At 39.4% G+C, this 18762-nt stretch carries 12 protein-coding genes and 2 pseudogenes; 5 read left to right on the forward strand and 9 right to left on the reverse strand.

Going from position 1 to position 18762, the window contains the following annotated elements; translation table 11 throughout:
- From L654_RS0123230 to L654_RS0123255, 6 genes and pseudogenes are all read right to left on the reverse strand, one after another.
- Nucleotides 1–493, reverse strand: a 493-nt coding sequence (locus L654_RS0123230) for a sugar phosphate nucleotidyltransferase (RefSeq protein WP_024609183.1), incomplete at its 3' end; no start/stop codon positions are given.
- Between the two features lie 14 nt (nt 494–507).
- Nucleotides 508–3049: pseudogene (locus L654_RS01000000126740) on the reverse strand (glycogen/starch/alpha-glucan phosphorylase).
- Nucleotides 3042–5109, reverse strand: a pseudogene (gene glgX / locus L654_RS1000000127500) (glycogen debranching protein GlgX). The pseudogenes L654_RS01000000126740 and glgX overlap by 8 nt, the downstream one beginning before the upstream one ends.
- Nucleotides 5102–7309: a 1,4-alpha-glucan branching protein GlgB gene (gene glgB / locus L654_RS0123245; protein WP_024609184.1), complete on the reverse strand. Its 2208-nt coding sequence runs from the start codon at nt 7307–7309 to the stop codon at nt 5102–5104. Before glgB ends, glgX begins: the two are co-directional and overlap by 8 nt.
- Complete coding sequence (gene malQ / locus L654_RS0123250; protein WP_024609185.1) at nt 7310–9304, reverse strand: 4-alpha-glucanotransferase; 1995 nt, start codon at nt 9302–9304, stop codon at nt 7310–7312.
- A gap of 9 nt (nt 9305–9313) precedes the next feature.
- Nucleotides 9314–9616, reverse strand: a complete 303-nt coding sequence (locus L654_RS0123255) for an isoamylase early set domain-containing protein (protein WP_007580752.1) — start codon at nt 9614–9616, stop codon at nt 9314–9316.
- A gap of 383 nt (nt 9617–9999) precedes the next feature.
- Here L654_RS0123255 and L654_RS0123265 point away from each other — a divergent pair, with 383 nt between their 5' ends.
- A complete protein-coding gene (locus L654_RS0123265; protein WP_024609186.1) occupies nt 10000–10932 on the forward strand; it encodes a hypothetical protein in 933 nt (310 codons plus the stop codon).
- Nucleotides 10933–10991: 59 nt separating this feature from the next.
- Here L654_RS0123265 and L654_RS01000000126750 read toward each other — a convergent pair whose 3' ends face one another.
- Nucleotides 10992–12014: a cellulose-binding family II protein gene (locus tag L654_RS01000000126750; RefSeq protein ID WP_225305803.1), complete on the reverse strand. Its 1023-nt coding sequence runs from the start codon at nt 12012–12014 to the stop codon at nt 10992–10994.
- Between the two features lie 756 nt (nt 12015–12770).
- Entirely contained in the window at nt 12771–13199 is a 429-nt protein-coding gene (locus L654_RS0123275) for an Lrp/AsnC family transcriptional regulator (RefSeq protein WP_002958609.1), read from the reverse strand.
- 194 nt (nt 13200–13393) lie between these two features.
- Here L654_RS0123275 and L654_RS0123280 point away from each other — a divergent pair, with 194 nt between their 5' ends.
- The 4 genes from L654_RS0123280 to L654_RS0123295 are packed head-to-tail and all read left to right on the forward strand — an operon-like array spanning nt 13394 to nt 17997.
- A complete protein-coding gene (locus tag L654_RS0123280; RefSeq protein ID WP_007580760.1) occupies nt 13394–14599 on the forward strand; it encodes an aspartate aminotransferase family protein in 1206 nt (401 codons plus the stop codon).
- 50 nt (nt 14600–14649) lie between these two features.
- Nucleotides 14650–15684 (forward strand): arginine N-succinyltransferase, encoded by a 1035-nt coding sequence (astA, locus tag L654_RS0123285; protein ID WP_007580762.1) that lies wholly within the window; start codon nt 14650–14652, stop codon nt 15682–15684.
- A 7-nt stretch (nt 15685–15691) separates the two neighbouring features.
- Nucleotides 15692–17158, forward strand: a complete 1467-nt coding sequence (astD, locus tag L654_RS0123290; RefSeq protein ID WP_024609187.1) for a succinylglutamate-semialdehyde dehydrogenase — start codon at nt 15692–15694, stop codon at nt 17156–17158.
- A 35-nt stretch (nt 17159–17193) separates the two neighbouring features.
- The gene (locus L654_RS0123295; protein WP_024609188.1) at nt 17194–17997 is read left to right on the forward strand and encodes a DUF1338 domain-containing protein; all 804 of its coding nucleotides are present in this window, start codon (nt 17194–17196) and stop codon (nt 17995–17997) included.
- Nucleotides 17998–18067: 70 nt separating this feature from the next.
- Here the strand turns inward: L654_RS0123295 and L654_RS0123300 are convergent.
- Nucleotides 18068–18762, reverse strand: a 695-nt coding sequence (locus L654_RS0123300; protein WP_024609189.1) for a tyrosine/phenylalanine carboxypeptidase domain-containing protein, incomplete at its 5' end; no start/stop codon positions are given.

Here is an 18762-nt window from a genome sequence, read left to right on the forward strand (position 1 = left end):
CTTCAATACAACATACGGTCATATCGGCTCCTTTTTGGACATGCTCTGCCAATAAAGCGCCATAGTCCATGCGGTACACATGATCTCCAGACAAAATCATCACATATTTAGGCAATTCGTGACGAATAATATCTATGTTTTGAAAAACAGCATCTGCGGTTCCACAGTACCAATCATCACCTTGGCGCTGAGATGCAGGTAGTATTTCAACCGACTCACCCAGCTCTTTTTTAAAGTGGCCCCACGCGCGGTTTACATGGCGAATTAATGAATGCGATTTATATTGTGTGGCAATACCAACGCGTCTCACACCCGAGTTAATGCAGTTTGATAGTGGAAAATCAATAATTCGATGTTTACCACCAAAGTAAACTGCTGGCTTTGCTCGCCAATCGGTTAGCTCATGCAGGCGAGAACCGCGACCCCCTGCCAGTATTAACGCGTAAGTTTCTCTGGTTAGGCTACTTATGTAGCGATTTGCATAATTGGGCATAATACTCTCTCCATTTAGTCTAGGCTGTTAGTGGCATGGCTTTTAGTTGTCGTTAAGTCTGTTTCACTAATATTGAGGGGTTCTAAATGCCAAATGTCTTCACTGTATTGGCTTATGGTTCTATCACTTGAAAACATTCCACTGGCTGNCTGCCGTATTTAAAATACTCATTTGTGTCCAGTAGGTTTGATCTGCGTAAGCTTTATCAACTTCTTTTTGAGCTGCTACATAACTTTCAAAATCGTGCGCAACAAGCCATGGATCGTGCGGGCTCTTAATTGCATTTGTAATATCGTCAAATAAGCATGGTTCAAACAAGTTAAAATGGCCGCTTTCGAGTAGTTGCATTACATTATTTAAATCGCTATTTTGCGCGATTAAATGCTCAGGATTGTAACGTGACTTAATATCATCAATTTGATGCGCTTGTGCCCCAAACAAAAAGAAGTTGTCTGCACCAACGGCGTCTCTAATTTCAATGTTTGCACCATCCAGCGTGCCGATCGTCAATGCACCATTCATCATAAACTTCATGTTGCCAGTACCAGACGCTTCTTTGCCTGCGGTAGATACTTGCTCTGACAAATCGGTTGCAGGACAAATCACTTCCATAGCGGTTACGTTGTAATTAGGTAAAAAGGCGACGCGTAAATACGGGGCTGCTAACGGATCTTTATTTATAACTTCTGCCACGTTATTAATAAGCTTAATAATTTTTTTAGCCATGTAATAACCCGGTGCTGCTTTACCACCTAATAAAACACAGCGAGGAACAAGCCCTTGGGTATCACCACGGCGAATACGGTCATATAAATGAATCACATGAAGTATGTTTAATAGCTGACGTTTGTATTCGTGAATACGTTTTACTTGTACGTCAAACATCATCGATACGTCAAAATCAACATCGCAGCGCGCCTTAACTAAATCAACTAAACGCTGTTTGTTTTCGCGTTTAGCATTTTGCCATTGCTCATGAAATGCTTTGTCGTCGTAAAAACGACGTAGATCGCTAATTGTTGAAAAGTTTTTAACCCAGTCATGACCAATTTTTTCGCTGATTAATTTACTTAAAACGGGATTACAATGTGCAAGCCAACGTCTTGGGGTAACACCATTTGTTTTGTTATTAAACTTATCTGGCCACAGTGCGTAAAACTCTTTAAATAAACCCGCTTTTAACAGTTCGGTATGCAGTGCTGCTACGCCATTTACAGAGTAACTCCCTACAATGGCTAAGTAAGCCATACGAATTTGCGGCTCATCGCCCTCTTCAATCAACGACAATGCACGCTGTTTATTAACATCACCCGGCCATTGCTGTGCAACTTGTGCTAAAAAGCGTGCATTTATCTCGTAAACTATTTCTAAAATGCGTGGTAATAATTTTGAAAACAACGAAACAGACCACTTTTCAAGCGCTTCAGGAAGTAGCGTATGGTTTGTGTAGGCCATTGTTTTAGTAGTGATTTGCCAAGCATCGTTCCAATCAAGTTCGTAATCATCAATTAAAATACGCATCAGCTCTGCAACAGCAATACTTGGGTGCGTATCGTTTAACTGAAAAACATGAAAATCAGCAAAGTCGCTAAAGCTCTCGCCATGTTGGGAAACCCACTGATCAACTACGTCTTGAATACTCGCAGATGATAAAAAGTATTGTTGGCGCAATCTAAGCTCTTTACCATTTTCGCTGCTGTCGTTTGGATATAGCACCATGGTAATTTGTTCAGCTAGGTTTTTTTGAGCGACGGCTTCTGAGTAACTGCCTGCATTAAATTCGGTCAAATTAAATTCATCTGTCGCTTCTGATTTCCATAAGCGTAACGTATTTACAATATTGTTTTTATAACCTGGGACAGGGACATCGTAAGGGACAGCTAATACATCTTGTGAACTCATCCATTGACGATGCTCTCGGCCAAATTTATCCGTGTAACTTTGCACGTAGCCGCCAAATTTCACACGTTTTGCATGCTCTGGCGCGCTTAGCTCCCATGGGTGCCCTTCGCGCAGCCAGTTATCTGGTTGCTCAATTTGGTTACCATCTTTAATGGATTGGTTAAACATGCCGTATTCGTAACGAAGGCCATAACCAATGACAGGTAACGCTAGACTTGCACAACTATCTAAAAAACAAGCAGCTAGGCGGCCTAAACCACCGTTACCTAAACCTGCGTCGTGCTCGGCATCTTCAAGCGTTTCTACTGTTGTGCAGTATTCTTGTAATGCAGCAGCAACTTGGTCGTCTAAATCTAGGTTTAGTATTGCATTACCTAGCGCACGCCCCATTAAAAATTCAAGAGAAAGGTAAGCCGTTTTGCGGCGTTTCTCTTGCTTAATTTGTTGATTCGTTTCTCTGCAGCGGGCAACAAGTCTGTCGCGAATAGTCAGCGCTAAAGCATGGTATAAATACAGTCTTGATTCGCCGACCTTATCGCGACCTAGGGTATAATAAAAATGCCGTGTTAAGTCATCTTTAAGCGTACTTTCATCTATAACAGGACCTTCTTGCCAGCCCTTTACTACACACACTTGTTCACTTTGTTTAGCCATGACTTACATCCTCTAAATTAGCACTAAAAACCCAACTACTTTGTGCTGAAATTTCAACCATCGCATCTTCATTACTACTCACAGATGCATTATTTACACTTGATAAAACCATTTGCCACGGCGCATTAATAGGCGAAGGCGGCATTTGGCAAAAAACTGTTTTTTTACTGGCATTAAATACCATCAGTAATGCATGATTGTTTTGCTTATCAAGTAAGCTATACATTAAAAACTGTCTGGTATCTTCATGCCAATGAGCGTCGGTCATGGTTTTACCTTGTTCAGTAAACCACTTAACGGTAAAACGCTCGTCTATATCATCTAAAAATACACTGTGTTTGAACGCACTGTGCCCGCGTCTAATTTTTAAAGCATCGTCAATAAATCGTGTTAGCGAATGATTAAGCTGAGAATCTTTCCAGGCAAGCCAGCTAGTGCGATTATTTTGGCAATAAGCATTGTTATTACCCCCTTGAGAGTGCGCCATTTCGCTGCCAGCGGCAATCATGGGAACACCTTTTGAGAATATCAAAGTAAGTAAAAAGTTCTTTTGTTGTTGCAAACGCAGTGCGTTTATTTTTGAGTCACTGGTAAAGCCTTCTACTCCACAGTTAAACGAATGATTTGCACTGTGCCCATCTCTGTTTTGCTCACCATTAGCTTCGTTATGCTTTTCTTCATAACTCACTAAATCGGCAAGCGTGAAACCATCATGACTCGTTATAAAGTTAATGCTATTAAGTGGTCCACGTTGGCTGTGCTCAAAAATATCAAACGATCCATGCAAACGTTTTGCAACGTTGGCAATAATGCCCGTTTCACTTTGCCAAAAACGTCTAATTACATCGCGGTATTGATCGTTCCATTCTCGCCATGGCGGCGGAAACGCCCCAAGTTGATAGCCGCCAGGACCTATATCCCAAGGTTCACTTATTAGCTTAACCTTATTAAGCACAGGGTCTTGGGCTACTGCTTGTAAAAAAGTATGTGCAGAGCTAAAGCCTGCTTTTGAGCGCCCTAAAATGGTCGCTAAATCAAACCTAAAGCCATCAACACCCATTACCTCAACCCAATAACGAAGGCTATCAAGTACAAGTTGCAGTGTTTTAGGGTGATCAATATTTATGGTATTCCCACAGCCGGTATCGTTTATATATACATTAGGCTGACCCTCTACTGTGCGGTAATACGCTAAGTTATCAAAGCCTCTTAGCGATAATATAGGGCCATCGGCCCCCNCCCGCCTCTGCTGTATGGTTATAAACAACATCTAGAATAACTTCTATGTCGGCAGCATGAAGCTCGCGCACCATTTGCTTAAACTCGTTTATATCGTCGTTTACTAAATAGTCTTTATGGGGGGTAAAAAAGTTAAGCGTGTTATAACCCCAATAGTTTTGCAGCCCTTTTCCTGTTAAAAATTGCTCACTAATAAAAGAATGAACAGGTAAAAGCTCAACTGCTGTAATGCCAAAGCTTTGTAAATGCTCAATAAAGCTTGGGTGGCTTAACCCTAAAAACTTTCCTTGTAGAGATTTAGGTATTTTAGGATGACGACACGTTGTGCCTTTAACATGGCACTCGTAAATAACCGTGTTTGACCAACGGTGGTTTGGCTTTTTATGCGCATACAACGTAGGGGGTGCTACTTTTGACTTAGGTATATCAATCGCATTATTTACGGTGCTTTTAGTGCCAATTGGCATTTGCCCATAATGGCGTTCACTCCATGTAAACTCACCAAACAAGTCTTTTGCGTATGGGTCTATCAGTAGTTTATTTTCGTTAAATAGTTGACCATTTTTAGGGTTATATTCACCCTCAACTCTAAAGCCATAAAGTGCGCCGGCGCTTAATGGCGAAATATGAATACTCCAAATACCCCCTTCGTTAATATTCATCGCCATTTTTAGAATTTCTGAATGGCCACTTTTATCAAACAAACACACATAGGCTNGGCTTGCACCTGGCGCATAAAGCGCGAAGTTAACCCCATTATTAATAACACTAGAACCTAGCGGTTCTACATTACCGGGGGCTACATCAAATTGGTTACTCATCATCAACCTTTTGTAAGTAAATAGTTGTTAAGCCACCAATGGCAATTGAAATACTGTGTTTAAAGCCATGATTTGATTCATTTATTGCCTGAACTATCTGCGATGAATCTTTAGTTACTTCAACGCCAGAGCCAAAAAACTGAGTATCGTCTGTATTTAAAACAACTTTATAACGCCCTTTACTCGGTACGCCAATAACGTAGTTTTCATATGACGCGGGGGTAAAATTAGCAATAACAACCACAAAGTCTTTTGCGTTTTTAGCATAGCGAACAAAGCTTAAAATGCTCTGCTGATTATTATTGTTATCTATCCAGGTAAAACCAGCCGCGCTCGAATCTAACTCATACAACGCGGGTTGGTTTTTATAAACGGTATTGAGCGCTTTTACGGTGTGCTTTATACCGCTGTGGCTTTGGTGCTCAAGTAAATGCCAATCGATAGAATGATCGTGTCCCCACTCTTTTCGCTGTGCAATTTCACCGCCCATAAACAAGAGTTTTTTACCCGGGTGTGCCCACATAAATGCGTAGTAAGCGCGTAAATTTGCAAATTTCTGCCAATCATCGCCTGGCATTTTTTCAATTAACGATCCTTTACCGTGTACTACTTCATCGTGGCTTAATGGCAATATATAGTTTTCACTAAAAGCGTATACCATCGAAAAAGTCATTTCGTGATGATGATGCTGACGGTATAAAGGGTCGTGCTGCATGTAATGCAAACTATCGTTCATCCAACCCATATTCCACTTATAGCCAAAGCCTAAGCCGTTGTGCTCAACACTTTGGGTGACGCCCGGCCACGCTGTTGACTCCTCAGCCACCATCATAATGCCTGGGTTGTTTTTATAGCTGCGCATATTGACTTGCTTTAGGCACTCAATTGCACCTAAGTTTTCGCGCCCGCCGTAACAATTAGCAATCCACTCGCCTTCTTTTCGGCTGTAATCTAAATACAACATAGAAGCTACGGCATCTACACGCAGACCATCTAAACCAAATTGATGTAACCAATACATAGCATTTGAAATCAAAAAGCTTTTAACTTCAGGGCGGTCGTAGTTATAAATGTAGGTATTCCAATCAGGGTGAAAGCCTTGACGCTTATCGGCATGCTCATATAAATGAGTGCCATCGAATCGATGTAAGCCATGCGGATCGCTGGGAAAATGCCCAGGCACCCAATCAAGTAAAATACCTAAATTAGCTTTGTGGCATTGCTCTACAAAGTATTTAAAGCTGTTGTAATCGCCAAAACGGCTGGTAGGTGCAAATAAACCAACAGGCTGATACCCCCACGAACCATCAAACGGGTATTCACTTATTGGCATAAGTTGAAGGTGGGTAAAATTCATTTCAAGGGCGTAGCTAACCAGTTTGTCAGCAAGCTCTGTGTAACTTAAATAGCGGTTGTTTTCAGCGCGTTGCCATGAGCCTAAATGCACTTCATAAATACTAATTGGCGCATCAATATGATTACGCTTTTGTCGGTTTTGAAGTGCCTGAGCGCCGAGCGTTATAGGTTCTGGTTTATACTGCAGTACACTTGCAGTACCCGGGGCTTGTTGCATTTTAAATGCATAGGGGTCGGCTTTTTCGAGTACTTCTCCACTTTGAGCGGTAATTGCAAATTTGTAGCACATGTCGGCTTTAAGGCCTGGTACGAATAGCTCCCATACACCACTTGCAGGATGAAAACGCATAAAGTGGCGATTAGCTTGCCAAAAATTAAACTCACCAATAATAGAGACACTTGCAGCATTAGGCGCCCATACACAAAAGCGCACACCCTCTACATTTTGTTGAGTGCTAAAATGTGCACCAAAATGAGAGTACGCATGTTCAAGGCTGCCTTCGTTAAATAAATACATTGCCTCTGCATCAAGTGTGCTTTCAAAGCTGTATTCATCATAAAAGGTAGTGCTGCTATTTGTGTACTGAGCAATGCATTGATAAGGCGCAGTGGGCAGCGCATCAACTTTGACTATAAATAAGTCACTTTGTTGGTAGCGCTGCGCCTTAATACTTTTATTATTTAATGTAACACTCACACCTATTGCACAAGGTAAGTAAAAACGAATTTCAACCTCAGCATCCGTTTTATGTGCCCCTAAAAAGCTAAATGGGTCTTTAAATCGTCCTGTATTTAATGCATGCACCTGTGCATCGTAACTATTTTCATTAGTTGTACTGCTCATTTAACCTTTCCTTATTGAATCGATAGCAGCTAAAAGTGAGCCATTTTTGGTAAAAATTTCTTCACTGGTATGCGTTAATACACGTCGCCAATTAGGATATTCTTTGTCTGTCCCGGGGATATTAACCGGATACTTCTGCTCATCTAAATCATCTATTTGTATTGCAAATAAACGCGATTGAGAACCCGCCAAACACAATGCTAGTGCGTTATATACTTCGACTGAATTACTATGTAATAAAAGCTCGGTTGTATTGGTATGGCGATTAATAAATCGTAGTACCCTATGTTGCTCTTCTATTCGTTGTTGCTTTAATTGCTCGTATTCATCATCAGTAATAAGCTTGTATTGTTGCTTAATATTTAAATCAGCATGCTGCCACCAACCTGTAAAAGGCGGTACATCATGATTGGCTATCATTAACAAACACTGTGTTGCTAGCTCATCTGTCGATAAAAACTCACCACTATGTTGTTTTTCAAAATAAAATAAGCTATTAGAAAAAATACCGCTAGATGCCAAAGCCTGCCTTACCTCTGGCGGTACAACGCCTAAATCTTCTCCAATAACAATACTCTGATTAATATGTGATTCAATTTTTAAAATGGCGAGTAAGTGCTCAAACGGGTAGTAAACATAACAGCCATCTTGTTCGCCATTATTTTCAAAGCACCACCATAGGCGCCTAATAGCCATTACGTGGTCAATTCTAAGTCCACCTACATTTTGCATGTTTGCGCGAATGAGCGAGCGATAGAATTGGTAGTGATTATTACTAAGACTTTGAGGATTTAGTGCTGGAAGCCCCCAGTTTTGGCCAGCTTCGGCCCATGGATCAGGTGGAGCACCGACACTTGCACCTTGGCTAAACAGTGGCTTTTGATTTTTAAATTCAGCTCCATCACCCGCACAACCAACAGCTAAATCATTGATTAAGCCAATAGCCATACCTCGCTCTGCACAACTTTGTTGACACAGTGCCAATTGCGTATGCGCTTGCCACTGCAGGTAATAATCAAATGTTAAGTTATCTGATTCGAGGGTATTTAACGTAGTTGAATGAGTATTACAAAAATCAGTAAACGCTTGGCGACGCTCATCACTTGCCGTTAATTCAAACTGATTATAAAGCGCTTCAAATAACGCATACTTTATACGGCTTACATTTTCATAATCTATAAATTGATCATTACTTTTTATAAGTGTAATTACGTCGTCTTGTTGCATGAGGTCATGTAGAACTGCGTTATTTTGTGCGTCTTCGCTTAATACTATAGAAATATAAAGCGGGTTTAATAAAGCCCGACTACTAGGGCTATAAGGGCTTGCACGCTCTGGCATATCAGCGAATAACAAATGCAGTGGATTAAGTAATATGTAATCCATATTTTGCGAGCTGCATAATTTTGTAAGCGTTAGTAAATCGTCAAAGTCGCCAATACCTAAATGCGCTTTATTTTTTAATGTGTAAAGCTGAATAGATAACCCTGTACGCTTTGTGTCTTCAACTTGATAGACTTGCTCAGGCACACACCAAAGTTGCGTAATTGCATGCTGTTCACCTACTTGAACATTAGCGTCATGATAGCCAATTGGCATAGTTTCTATGGGTAGTGCCAGCTCAATATAGCGAACGCCGTGTAAGTAATATTCACCAGTGACAGCCAAGTTATAAAGGTTGTCAAATGCTATGTGCATTCCAAGTGAAGGGACATCAATGGTAGCGGCTAAATATTGCTGGCGTTCGTCTATACGAAGCTTTAAAGCGCACTTTTTTTGGTCAACCAAACTCACACTGGGTACTAAATCCAGCCAAAGCGATGCATCTAAATCATAAGTTAGTTGAGTTATTTCGGCTTCGTTATTTGTATCAACACCGCAACATTGCAAAGCACGTTTACGCGTGTCTTCGCTAAAAAACACCTGTTCACCTGTATACTTAGTGAATTCAAAGCCAATACCATGCAGGTAAAACAACTGCGAAAGAGCATCCATTGAATCGCCTTAATTAATGCGTTGAGTATTTACTATGCTGTTTTCTGTGCCAAATGTATTGCCAATATAACCATCAGCTTGGTGGTCGTTATCCCAAATGTCTCCATTTATTAAATAACGAAAGTGAAATTGTTGATCGATAGGTAAGCGTTGCTTAAATTTAAACACACCTTGTTTTTTATTAAGCTTCATTGGCACAGGTTGCCAATCATTAAATTCGCCTAGTAAGCAAACTTCTTCTGCCTCTGGGTGAGAAAATTCAAAGGTTACTTCAGCTTCATCTTTTGTTTTAAAAAAACGTTTATTCAACATAGCAGGCTCCAACTAAACCAAAAAGGGTACTTAATCTTTGCCACAGGCCATACAACTAAACAGAAAGGCGATGTGGATTCCATTCAAAATCATTAAACACGTTGTAAGTTAACCAAAACTTTATTTACGCATTATTACAGTGCAACAATTCATTTTTTCTGCACTTAAAAAGTGCGGTTAGTATATAAACAATCTTTTTTAAAAAGCTCAGTAGTACAGAGCAATATTTGAACCAACTGAGCGTACATTACATATTATTTATTTAATCGAATTTAAAGTTAAATAGTCCAAAAGTATTGCCTAAATTTATAAAATTCTTTTGTTCTGTACTTTCATCAGCGATAATACACAGCATCTTAATACTCTGAAATATCATAATTTTCATGTTGAAAAAAAGCATTTTAATAACTATAGCCATTATCTTTTTAATAATAGCCACACTTGTTGGTACTTCAATCTATACCCTTTATAGTAAAAAAGAAATCTCAGTTGATCCTAAATTAAAAGAAATCTCAGGTATTGAATTTGATAAACAAAAACGTCTATGGGCTATTAACGACGGAGGCAACGAACCCAAGCTTTACCGCCTTAACAAAGATGGTTCTATCGCCAAAGAAATTTTGGTTGAAAACGCTAAAAACATTGATTGGGAAGACATGACCCAAAACAAATTTGGGCACTTTTTTTTAGGGGATTTTGGTAATAACAAAAATGATCGTAGATGGCTCACTATTTATAAAATAGAAAACCCGATAGATATAAAAACAAACACAACCCAAGCCGAAATAATTAAGTTTACCTACCCTGAAATGGATGGCAGTCCAATAAAACCCAATGACCGCAATTTTGATTTAGAAGCATTTGTAGCACTAGGTCGTCATTTATATTTATTTACTAAAAACCGCACAGAACCTTTCGATGGTATTACTAAAGTGTATAAAGTGGGCGATCATGCAGCAAATTTTGATGCTGAGCTAATTGACTCTTTTAAAACGTGTACCACGCTTGAAAAACTATGCTGGATAACCTCTGCGGCGCTCAGCCCCGATCGTAAAAAATTAGTCTTACTTGATTCAACAAGTCTTTGGTTATTTGAAAACTTTGAAGGTGATAAGTTTTTCTCTGGTGATGTATCAAAAATAGACTTAGGGATTGTTACTCAAAAAGAAGCTGTCACCTTTTTTGATGACAATACGATTGTATTTACAGATGAAGAGTTTAAAGGCATAGGCGGTAATGCTTATTTTATAAAGCTTGATAAAGCCAAAAAAGAAGTTATAAGAAAAAAACCTATTTCAGAAAAAACACTTCCATAGCATCTAGTTAGCTAAGCGAAAGCATTAAAGCTTAGCTAACTTATGTGAAAGGTAATGAGTTAATTACTCTTTTCGTTTGACGAATGAAGTGCTTTTTCTACATCAATACCTAAAATCAACACTCCAATATGACTATTATTATCATCTAAAACAGGAAAACTTAGCTGAACTTGAAAATGATGTGTTGATGCATCATATGTGACGCTATCAAAGTTAAAATCTTTTGACTGTTTAAATGTTTTAGTAAACTTATTTTCATCTCCTTGCCAGTAGTCACTGGTTAGCTTACTAATAGCGATGTTTTTTCCTTGGTTATCAGTCAATATTAGCTCAGTAACAACACCTTTGAATTGAGATTGCCATTTTTTAAATACTTTAGATAACGGTAAATTAAGCATAGCTAATCCATCAGGGTGCTTTACTTGTTTACTTTCTTTTATCCATAGCTGGTCTAGTTTTTTAATTTCAGATTCACTTAAGGGAAACTCGTTACTTATTTGAACTTGTTCTACTAAACTAGGTAAGTTTAGTAAGGTTTTAGCACTACTGGACAACCTATCAAGTATTTGCTTTTCTTCACTTTTTGATAGTGAAAATGGAGCCTGCGCACAAGTATTTATATTTTCATCAAACTGCTGCATAAATTTAGGAAAGCGTTTAATAAGTGAATGCGAAGCAAATAATCCCAAAGGTACATACCTAAAAAATTCTCTTTGATACTCATCCTCATTAATGCCTAGCTTAGAGGCTGCTAATTCAAAATCGTCTAAATCAAGTAGAATTCTATCAATCCGCTTATGGTGCATAACATTGACTATTTCTTCTAATGAATTTACTTCTACCTCAGCAATAATATTCTGAGTTTTAAACCAATTAGCCTGATAACTCCCTCTTACTGCACCATAACGCATTTTATTTTTTGGTTTATTAATGCTCTCTGGATGAGTAAACCAGTACCAGCTTTCTAAAAAGATGGGGGATGATATGCGCCCATAGGCCTTCATTTCAGGCATTAAGTGAGTTGTGAAATAACCATCTAAGCGGTCTAACTTTACTTCTCGACGTGCACGTAACCATGGCAAGGTTTATAGCTGAAAAGGAGCTCCTATTTCAAATAAAATACACTCAACTTGGTTGACTGCATTATCAGGTGCAGTGGTGGGTAAGTTTGTTCCAAACTGAAGAGGCTCAGTTAAACCCAATAAGAGGGTAAAAAAATATGCAGGCATAATCCATTACTAAATATTGTACAAATTAAAATGAGTATAGTCATCCATATTAAAAAAGCATAAATTCTCCTTACAAAATTTTGTATCTTATCAATGGCTTCAATATTTAAATCTATGTTCTACTGCTATTAGCTTATAAAAAGTACACTTAAATATTTAAGTTAATGCATTTATATCTAGGGTCCGTTGATCTTTGAGGATTAAAATTTGTTCAAATTAGGTGCTATTTAATCGCGGCGCGAGATTTGTAACCTAGTGGGCTCAATAACTGCTCCTGCGTTATTCTAATGGCTTACATCCATGTAAGAATAAGTAAAAACCGAGCAAAGCTTCCGCGTCTTGCTCATGCTCCTTACCTAAATCCATGTAGGTAACAAAGAGTAAATAGCTCCTAGGAAGAGCCTTTTGGGCAGCGCCTGTTTGGTATTAATGCTACGTTATCGCCCATTTATGGGGAGTAACCACACTGCATAGGCTCTACCTTGCCTAAATACTAAACAGGCTGCTGAAAATTCAACCTTTAAAGATCAACAAACCCTAGCCTTTCTATTACTTATCTAAAGTATACCGAGTGTTCACTTCACGACTAAAACAAAAAACTCACTGACTCTAGCGCTTAAATTTAGTTTCTAAAATAACAGAAGATGTTGTGCGCTCTACTCCATCCAAATTTCCTATATCGTCTAGTAAATGGCTAAGCTGCTCTAAATTTTGAGCCTGTACTACAGCAATTAAATCAAACTCACCACTTATGGCATAGAGCTGCGAAATTGCATCAATTTGCTTAAGCTCAATATTTGTTTTAGTTGTTAGTTTTTGTCTTACTTTTATAGACACATGAGCTGATACCATTTTACTGAGGTAGTCGTCACCATAATCAACGCTATAGCCTTTAATTACACCCGTTTCTTCTAGTTTGAGCATACGGCTTTGTACCGTTGAACGAGATAAGTCAAGCATGCGAGCAAGATCAGAAATACTCGCTCTAGCGTTTGTTTTTAGTACAGAAAGTAGCTTTTCATCTTGTGGGGTTATCATAATGGTTATTTTCTTCGTTATTTTGACTTTTATTTTAATCATTTTTCACAAAATAGCACTGCAATTTTAACAGCTAACCTTCGATAATGACCTCTACAAGAAATAATAACGTGTTTGCTGAAGAATAAAGGCTATATTCTTCTTTGAGTTAGCAACTAATCTTTTATCTAAGCCCATTAAATTTAGGTGTAAAAATGCAAGTAACAAGAGACTTATTTAACGACGTAATGGTACCAAACTATAATCCATCAGCAATCATTCCAGTTCGTGGTGAAGGTTCACGCGTTTGGGATCAAAATGATAACGAGTTTATCGATTTTGCTGGTGGTATTGCCGTTAACTGTTTGGGTCACTGTCATCCTGCATTAGTTAAAGCATTAAAAGAGCAAGGCGAAAAAATTTGGCATTTATCGAATGTTATGACTAATGAGCCAGCACTTCGTTTAGCTCAAAAAATGGTTGAAGCAACATTCGCTGATAAAGTTTACTTTGCAAACTCAGGCGCAGAAGCAAACGAAGCAGCCCTTAAGCTAGCGCGTCGTTATGCACTGGACGTATATGGCGCTGAAAAAACGCAAATTATTGCATTTAATAAAGGTTTTCATGGTCGTACATTCTTTACAGTAACTGTGGGCGGGCAAGCTGCATATTCTGACGGCTTTGGTCCAAAACCTGCTGACATAGTACATTGTGACTTTAACGATATAGCAGCATTTGAAGCACTGATCAGCGATAAAACATGTGCTGTTATGATGGAACCATTACAAGGTGAAGGCGGTATTATTTCACCAACAGATGAATTTGCTAAAAAAGTACGTGAACTTTGTACTAAACATAACGCGTTACTTATTTTTGATGAAGTACAAACGGGTGTTGGTCGCACAGGCGATTTATACGCTTATGAAGGTTTAGGGGTTGTTCCTGACATTTTAACAACGGCAAAAGCATTGGGTGGTGGTTTTCCAATTGGCGCTATGATCACTCGTACACCAATTGCTGAGCATTTAAAAATTGGTACTCACGGTTCTACTTATGGCGGAAACGCACTTGCTTGTGCTGTAGCCGAAGCGGCATTTGATACAGTAAATACACCAGACGTACTAAACGGTGTTAAAGAGCGCGAGCAATTATTCCGTGACGGATTAAACGCAATTAACGAAAAATACAACGTATTTAGCGAAGTACGTGGTAAAGGCTTATTAATTGGCGCAGTACTAAATGACAAATTTGAAGGACGTGCACGCGACTTTTTAGTAGCAAGTGCTAATAATGGTTTAATGAACCTTGTAGCTGGCATGAATGTAATTCGCTTTACACCGTCTTTAGTTATCCCGTTTGAAGATATTAAAGAAGGCTTAGCGCGCTTTGAAAAAGCCGTTAGCGATGTAGTAAACGGTTAATATAGTTTAAATTAGCACGCCTACAGGCGTGCTATTGGAGCAAGCAATAAATGCAAGTATTACGTCCTATTACTGCCAATGATTTTGACGCGCTTAAACAAATAGCGATTGAATCCGGTCATGGGTTTACCTCTTTACCTGTGGACGATGCACAGCTTAAAGAAAAAATTGAACGTGCTGAAAAAAGCTTTGCCAAAAACATTAACCAGCCACTTGATGAAAGCTATTTATTTGTTTTAGAGGACAGTGAAACAGGTGACGTTATTGGCACAACCGCTATAGAAGCTGCGGTAGGTTTATCGGTGCCTTTATATCATTATCATTTAGGTAAAACAGTACACCACTCGCCTACTTTAAATGTATATAACACCGTTGATATTTTAAGCATGTGTAACGACTACACAGGCTGCTCTGAAATATGCACATTATTTTTGCGCGAGAATAGCCGCAAAGGTTTAACGGGTCGATTTTTATCGCGTTCACGCTTTTTATTTATGGCTCAGCATAGCGAGCGTTTTGCCGATACTGTTATCGCAGAAATGCGCGGTGTTAGCGACGAAGACGGCCATTCTCCTTTTTGGCAATGGCTGCAAGAGCACTTTTTTAGTATTGAATTTCCAGAAGCGGATCACTTAGTTGGCTTAGGCGATAAGGTATTTATTAGCGAGTTAATGCCTAAATACCCTATTTATGTGAACTTGCTTAGCAAAAAAGCCCAAGCAGTTATTGGGCATGTGCATGAAAAAACAAAACCTGCGCTAAAATTATTAGAAAAAGAAGGTTTTGAGCACAGAGGCTACGTTGACTTATTTGACGCAGGCCCAACGGTTGAAGCAAAGCTTGGTAATATTCGCAGCATTCGCGACTCTCAAGTTTGCCCTATTACTATTGGTGAGCTTGATCACATATCACAAAATAGCTCTGATACGCTGGCTGTATGTAATCAAGGCGTAAGTGGCTTTAGAGCAACATTTACCAAAGACGCACATTACAATCATGCAAAACATACTCTCGTCATTAGCCAAGATGTGGCTAAAGCACTTAATTTAAGTCAAGGAGATGCAGCGCGATTTTTCCGCCTGTAAATTATTTATGAATACACACCTAATTAATAACCAGTGGCATGTGGGCCTTGGTCCAGCATTTGAGTCGATCAATCCAAGTAATGGCGATGTGGTATGGCAAGGCAATGGCGCAAACGCTGATCAAGTAGATTCAGCTATAAAAGCAGCCAGAGCTGCGCAATTACAATGGGCAGACAAACCACTTGAAGAGCGTATAGCCATTTTAGAAAACTTCGCAGCTCAATTAAAAGAACACAGTGAAGAATTTGCGACCATAATTGCACGCGAAACAGGTAAGCCATTATGGGAAACCCGCACCGAAGTGGGCGCAATGACAGGCAAAGTAGCTATATCTGTAAAAGCATACCATGAGCGTACCGGTACAACCGAAAACCCAATGCCAGGTGCTAAAGCATTTATTAGACACAAACCGCATGGCGTTGTGGCTATTTTTGGCCCGTATAACTTTCCGGGGCATTTACCAAACGGGCATATTGTTCCTGCAATTTTAGCAGGCAACACCGTGATATTTAAGCCATCAGAAATGACGCCGCACGTTGCAGAATTTACGCTCTCACTTTGGCTAAAAGCGGGCTTACCAGCAGGTGTTATTAACCTTGTGCAAGGTGAAATTGAAACAGGTAAAGCACTTGCCTCTCACAAAGACATAGATGGATTGTTTTTTACCGGTAGCTCAAACACAGGTCACTTACTACATAAGCAATTTGCAGGACACCCTGGCAAAATTTTAGCACTTGAAATGGGTGGTAATAATCCTCTTATTGTAAAAGATGTGAGTGATGTAAGCGCTGCTGTGCACGATATTATTCAATCAGGCTTTATTACCTCAGGTCAGCGCTGTACATGTGCACGCCGCTTATTTATTGAAAAATCGCTCAATGGCGATGCTATTTTAGAAAAGCTAATAAGCGCGACTAAAAACATAGTTGTAGACGACAGTTTTGCTACAGAGCAGCCTTTTATGGGTGCAATGATAAGCGAAAAAGCAGCACTGGGTATGGTCGCTGCGCAAAGTGAATTAGTGTCAAAAGGCGCGCAAATCCTTGTTGAACTTAAGCAATTAAAATCAGGCACCGGTTTTGTAAGCCCGGGTATTATTGATGTAACAAACATTACCGACATGCCAGATGAAGAGCATTTTGGACCGCTTATCAAAGTGTATCGTTACAACGACTTTGACAGCGCAATTATTGAAGCTAACAACACAAGCTTTGGTTTATCTGCAGGTTTACTTAGCGACAGTGAAGATGATTACACTCACTTTTTAAAGCGCATTCGTGCAGGGATTGTTAACTGGAACCGCCCTATTACGGGTGCCTCTAGTGCAGCTCCATTTGGCGGTATTGGCGCCAGTGGTAATCACAGAGCAAGTGCCTATTACGCCGCTGATTATTGTGCATACCCTGTGGCATCTGTTGAGTCAGACAAAGTGAGCTTACCGCAAACCCTAGCGCCAGGCTTGATAATTGAATAAGTAATAAACCAAAATTTTAGATTTAAGGATTTAACATGCATACTGATGTAAACACATTATTTGAGAGCCTTTGGAAAAACTACTTAAACGTAACACCATCGGCAGTCAAAATTCATGACCTTTTAGGGTCAACGCAAAAAAATGACATTATTAACGATCATATTGCGCTGCGTACGTTTAATATTGAAAAAGTGGGTCTTGAAAAGCTCGCTGCTCACTTTTTAGCTATTGGTTACAAAGAATGTGGTGAGTACCATTTTGAAGCTAAAAAACTCTATGCAAAGCACTACGAGCATAGCGATCCTAATCAGCCAAAAGTGTTTATTTCTGAGCTATTAGTTGAAAAATGCTCGCCAGAGTTACAAGCTATCGTAACCGATATGGTAAGCCAAATTGACGAAAGCGCAGTAACAGCTGATAACTTTTTGTATTCAGGCACGCATTGGCAAGTAAGCACCGATACTTATAAGCAGCTGCTAGCTGAAAGTGAATATGCAGCGTGGATGTCGGCGTGGGGTTACCGCGCCAATCACTTTACCGTAAATATTAATACGCTTGCTAAGTTTGATAACATTCATGATGTTAACCAAGCCCTAAAAGACGCCGGCTTTTCGCTTAATACGTCAGGCGGCGAAGTTAAAGGCTCACCAGAGGTGTTACTAGAGCAATCGTCAACACTTGCAGATGAATACTCTGTTACCTTCAGTGACGGTGATATGAGCATCCCTAGCTGTTTTTATGAGTTTGCTATTCGTTACCCTAAAGCCGACGGTGAGCTTTATACTGGTTTTGTTGCAGCCTCAGCTGACAAAATATTTGAAAGCACCAACGCTCGATAGCAAAACCTAAAGTACTTTATTTAAAAGCCCGTTATGGGCTTTTTTTATGTCGGTAAGTTATATTGATTAATTATAAAAATAACGGTTTATAATCATTTTCTAATTTTTCAAACGATAAATCGCCAATAAAACGACCGAAGCTCAACCAAGTTGCCAAACCGCGTAAATCTTTAAAATGTGGTGGCACAAATTGTGGACTCTCTATTACACCTAAATCATGAAGCTGCGATATTAATCTAAAATCATCTATCGATATTTTACCTACCAGTAATAAAGGAAGTCTATCGATTCGTCCAAGCTGTATTGCTACGCGTATTAAGTTATAAACCAGTACAAAGCCTTTAATGTAAGCAATATCTTTTGTAAAAGGCAGACCTGTTGGCGTACTGCCTCTAAATACACGCTGCGCTAGTGTGTAACTGTCATCTTTTGATAAACCTTGCGCTACGTAATCACGGTAAATATCTACAAACTCAGCACCGTCAATTACCTTTGTAACGGCTTGAATACGATTCACTAATTTAGATAAACGCCTTGGAGTCGATTTTAATGTAATAATTTCGGTAAGTACCGCTAAGCCTTCTTGGGTAATAGTAGAGCTAGGCGTGCCTTTACTTAAACATGTTAAATAAGGCTGAGCTAAACCATTTTGAGTGGTACCTACGTGTATCCACCCTTCGTGCACTTCTAAAATATCAAGCTCACGCTGAGAAAACTTAACATCTTGATTAAGCTTTATATTATTAGCACCGGCGGCTGCATCAC

The sequence above is a fragment of the Pseudoalteromonas sp. TAB23 genome, from assembly GCF_000498075.1.
GTDB lineage: Bacteria > Pseudomonadota > Gammaproteobacteria > Enterobacterales > Alteromonadaceae > Pseudoalteromonas > Pseudoalteromonas arctica.

Bases quoted from the DNA above. Each gene is read 5' to 3' on its own strand.
- glgB (WP_024609184.1), bottom strand. From the start codon at position 7,309: ATGAGCAGTACAACTAATGAAAATAGTTACGATGCACAGGTGCATGCA.
- malQ (WP_024609185.1), bottom strand. From the start codon at position 9,304: ATGGATGCTCTTTCGCAGTTGTTTTACCTGCATGGTATTGGCTTTGAA.
- L654_RS0123295 (WP_024609188.1), top strand. From the start codon at position 17,194: ATGCATACTGATGTAAACACATTATTTGAGAGCCTTTGGAAAAACTAC.
- L654_RS0123265 (WP_024609186.1), top strand. From the start codon at position 10,000: ATGTTGAAAAAAAGCATTTTAATAACTATAGCCATTATCTTTTTAATA.
- astD (WP_024609187.1), top strand. From the start codon at position 15,692: ATGAATACACACCTAATTAATAACCAGTGGCATGTGGGCCTTGGTCCA.
- L654_RS0123275 (WP_002958609.1), bottom strand. From the start codon at position 13,199: ATGATAACCCCACAAGATGAAAAGCTACTTTCTGTACTAAAAACAAAC.
- astA (WP_007580762.1), top strand. From the start codon at position 14,650: ATGCAAGTATTACGTCCTATTACTGCCAATGATTTTGACGCGCTTAAA.
- L654_RS0123255 (WP_007580752.1), bottom strand. From the start codon at position 9,616: ATGTTGAATAAACGTTTTTTTAAAACAAAAGATGAAGCTGAAGTAACC.
- L654_RS0123280 (WP_007580760.1), top strand. From the start codon at position 13,394: ATGCAAGTAACAAGAGACTTATTTAACGACGTAATGGTACCAAACTAT.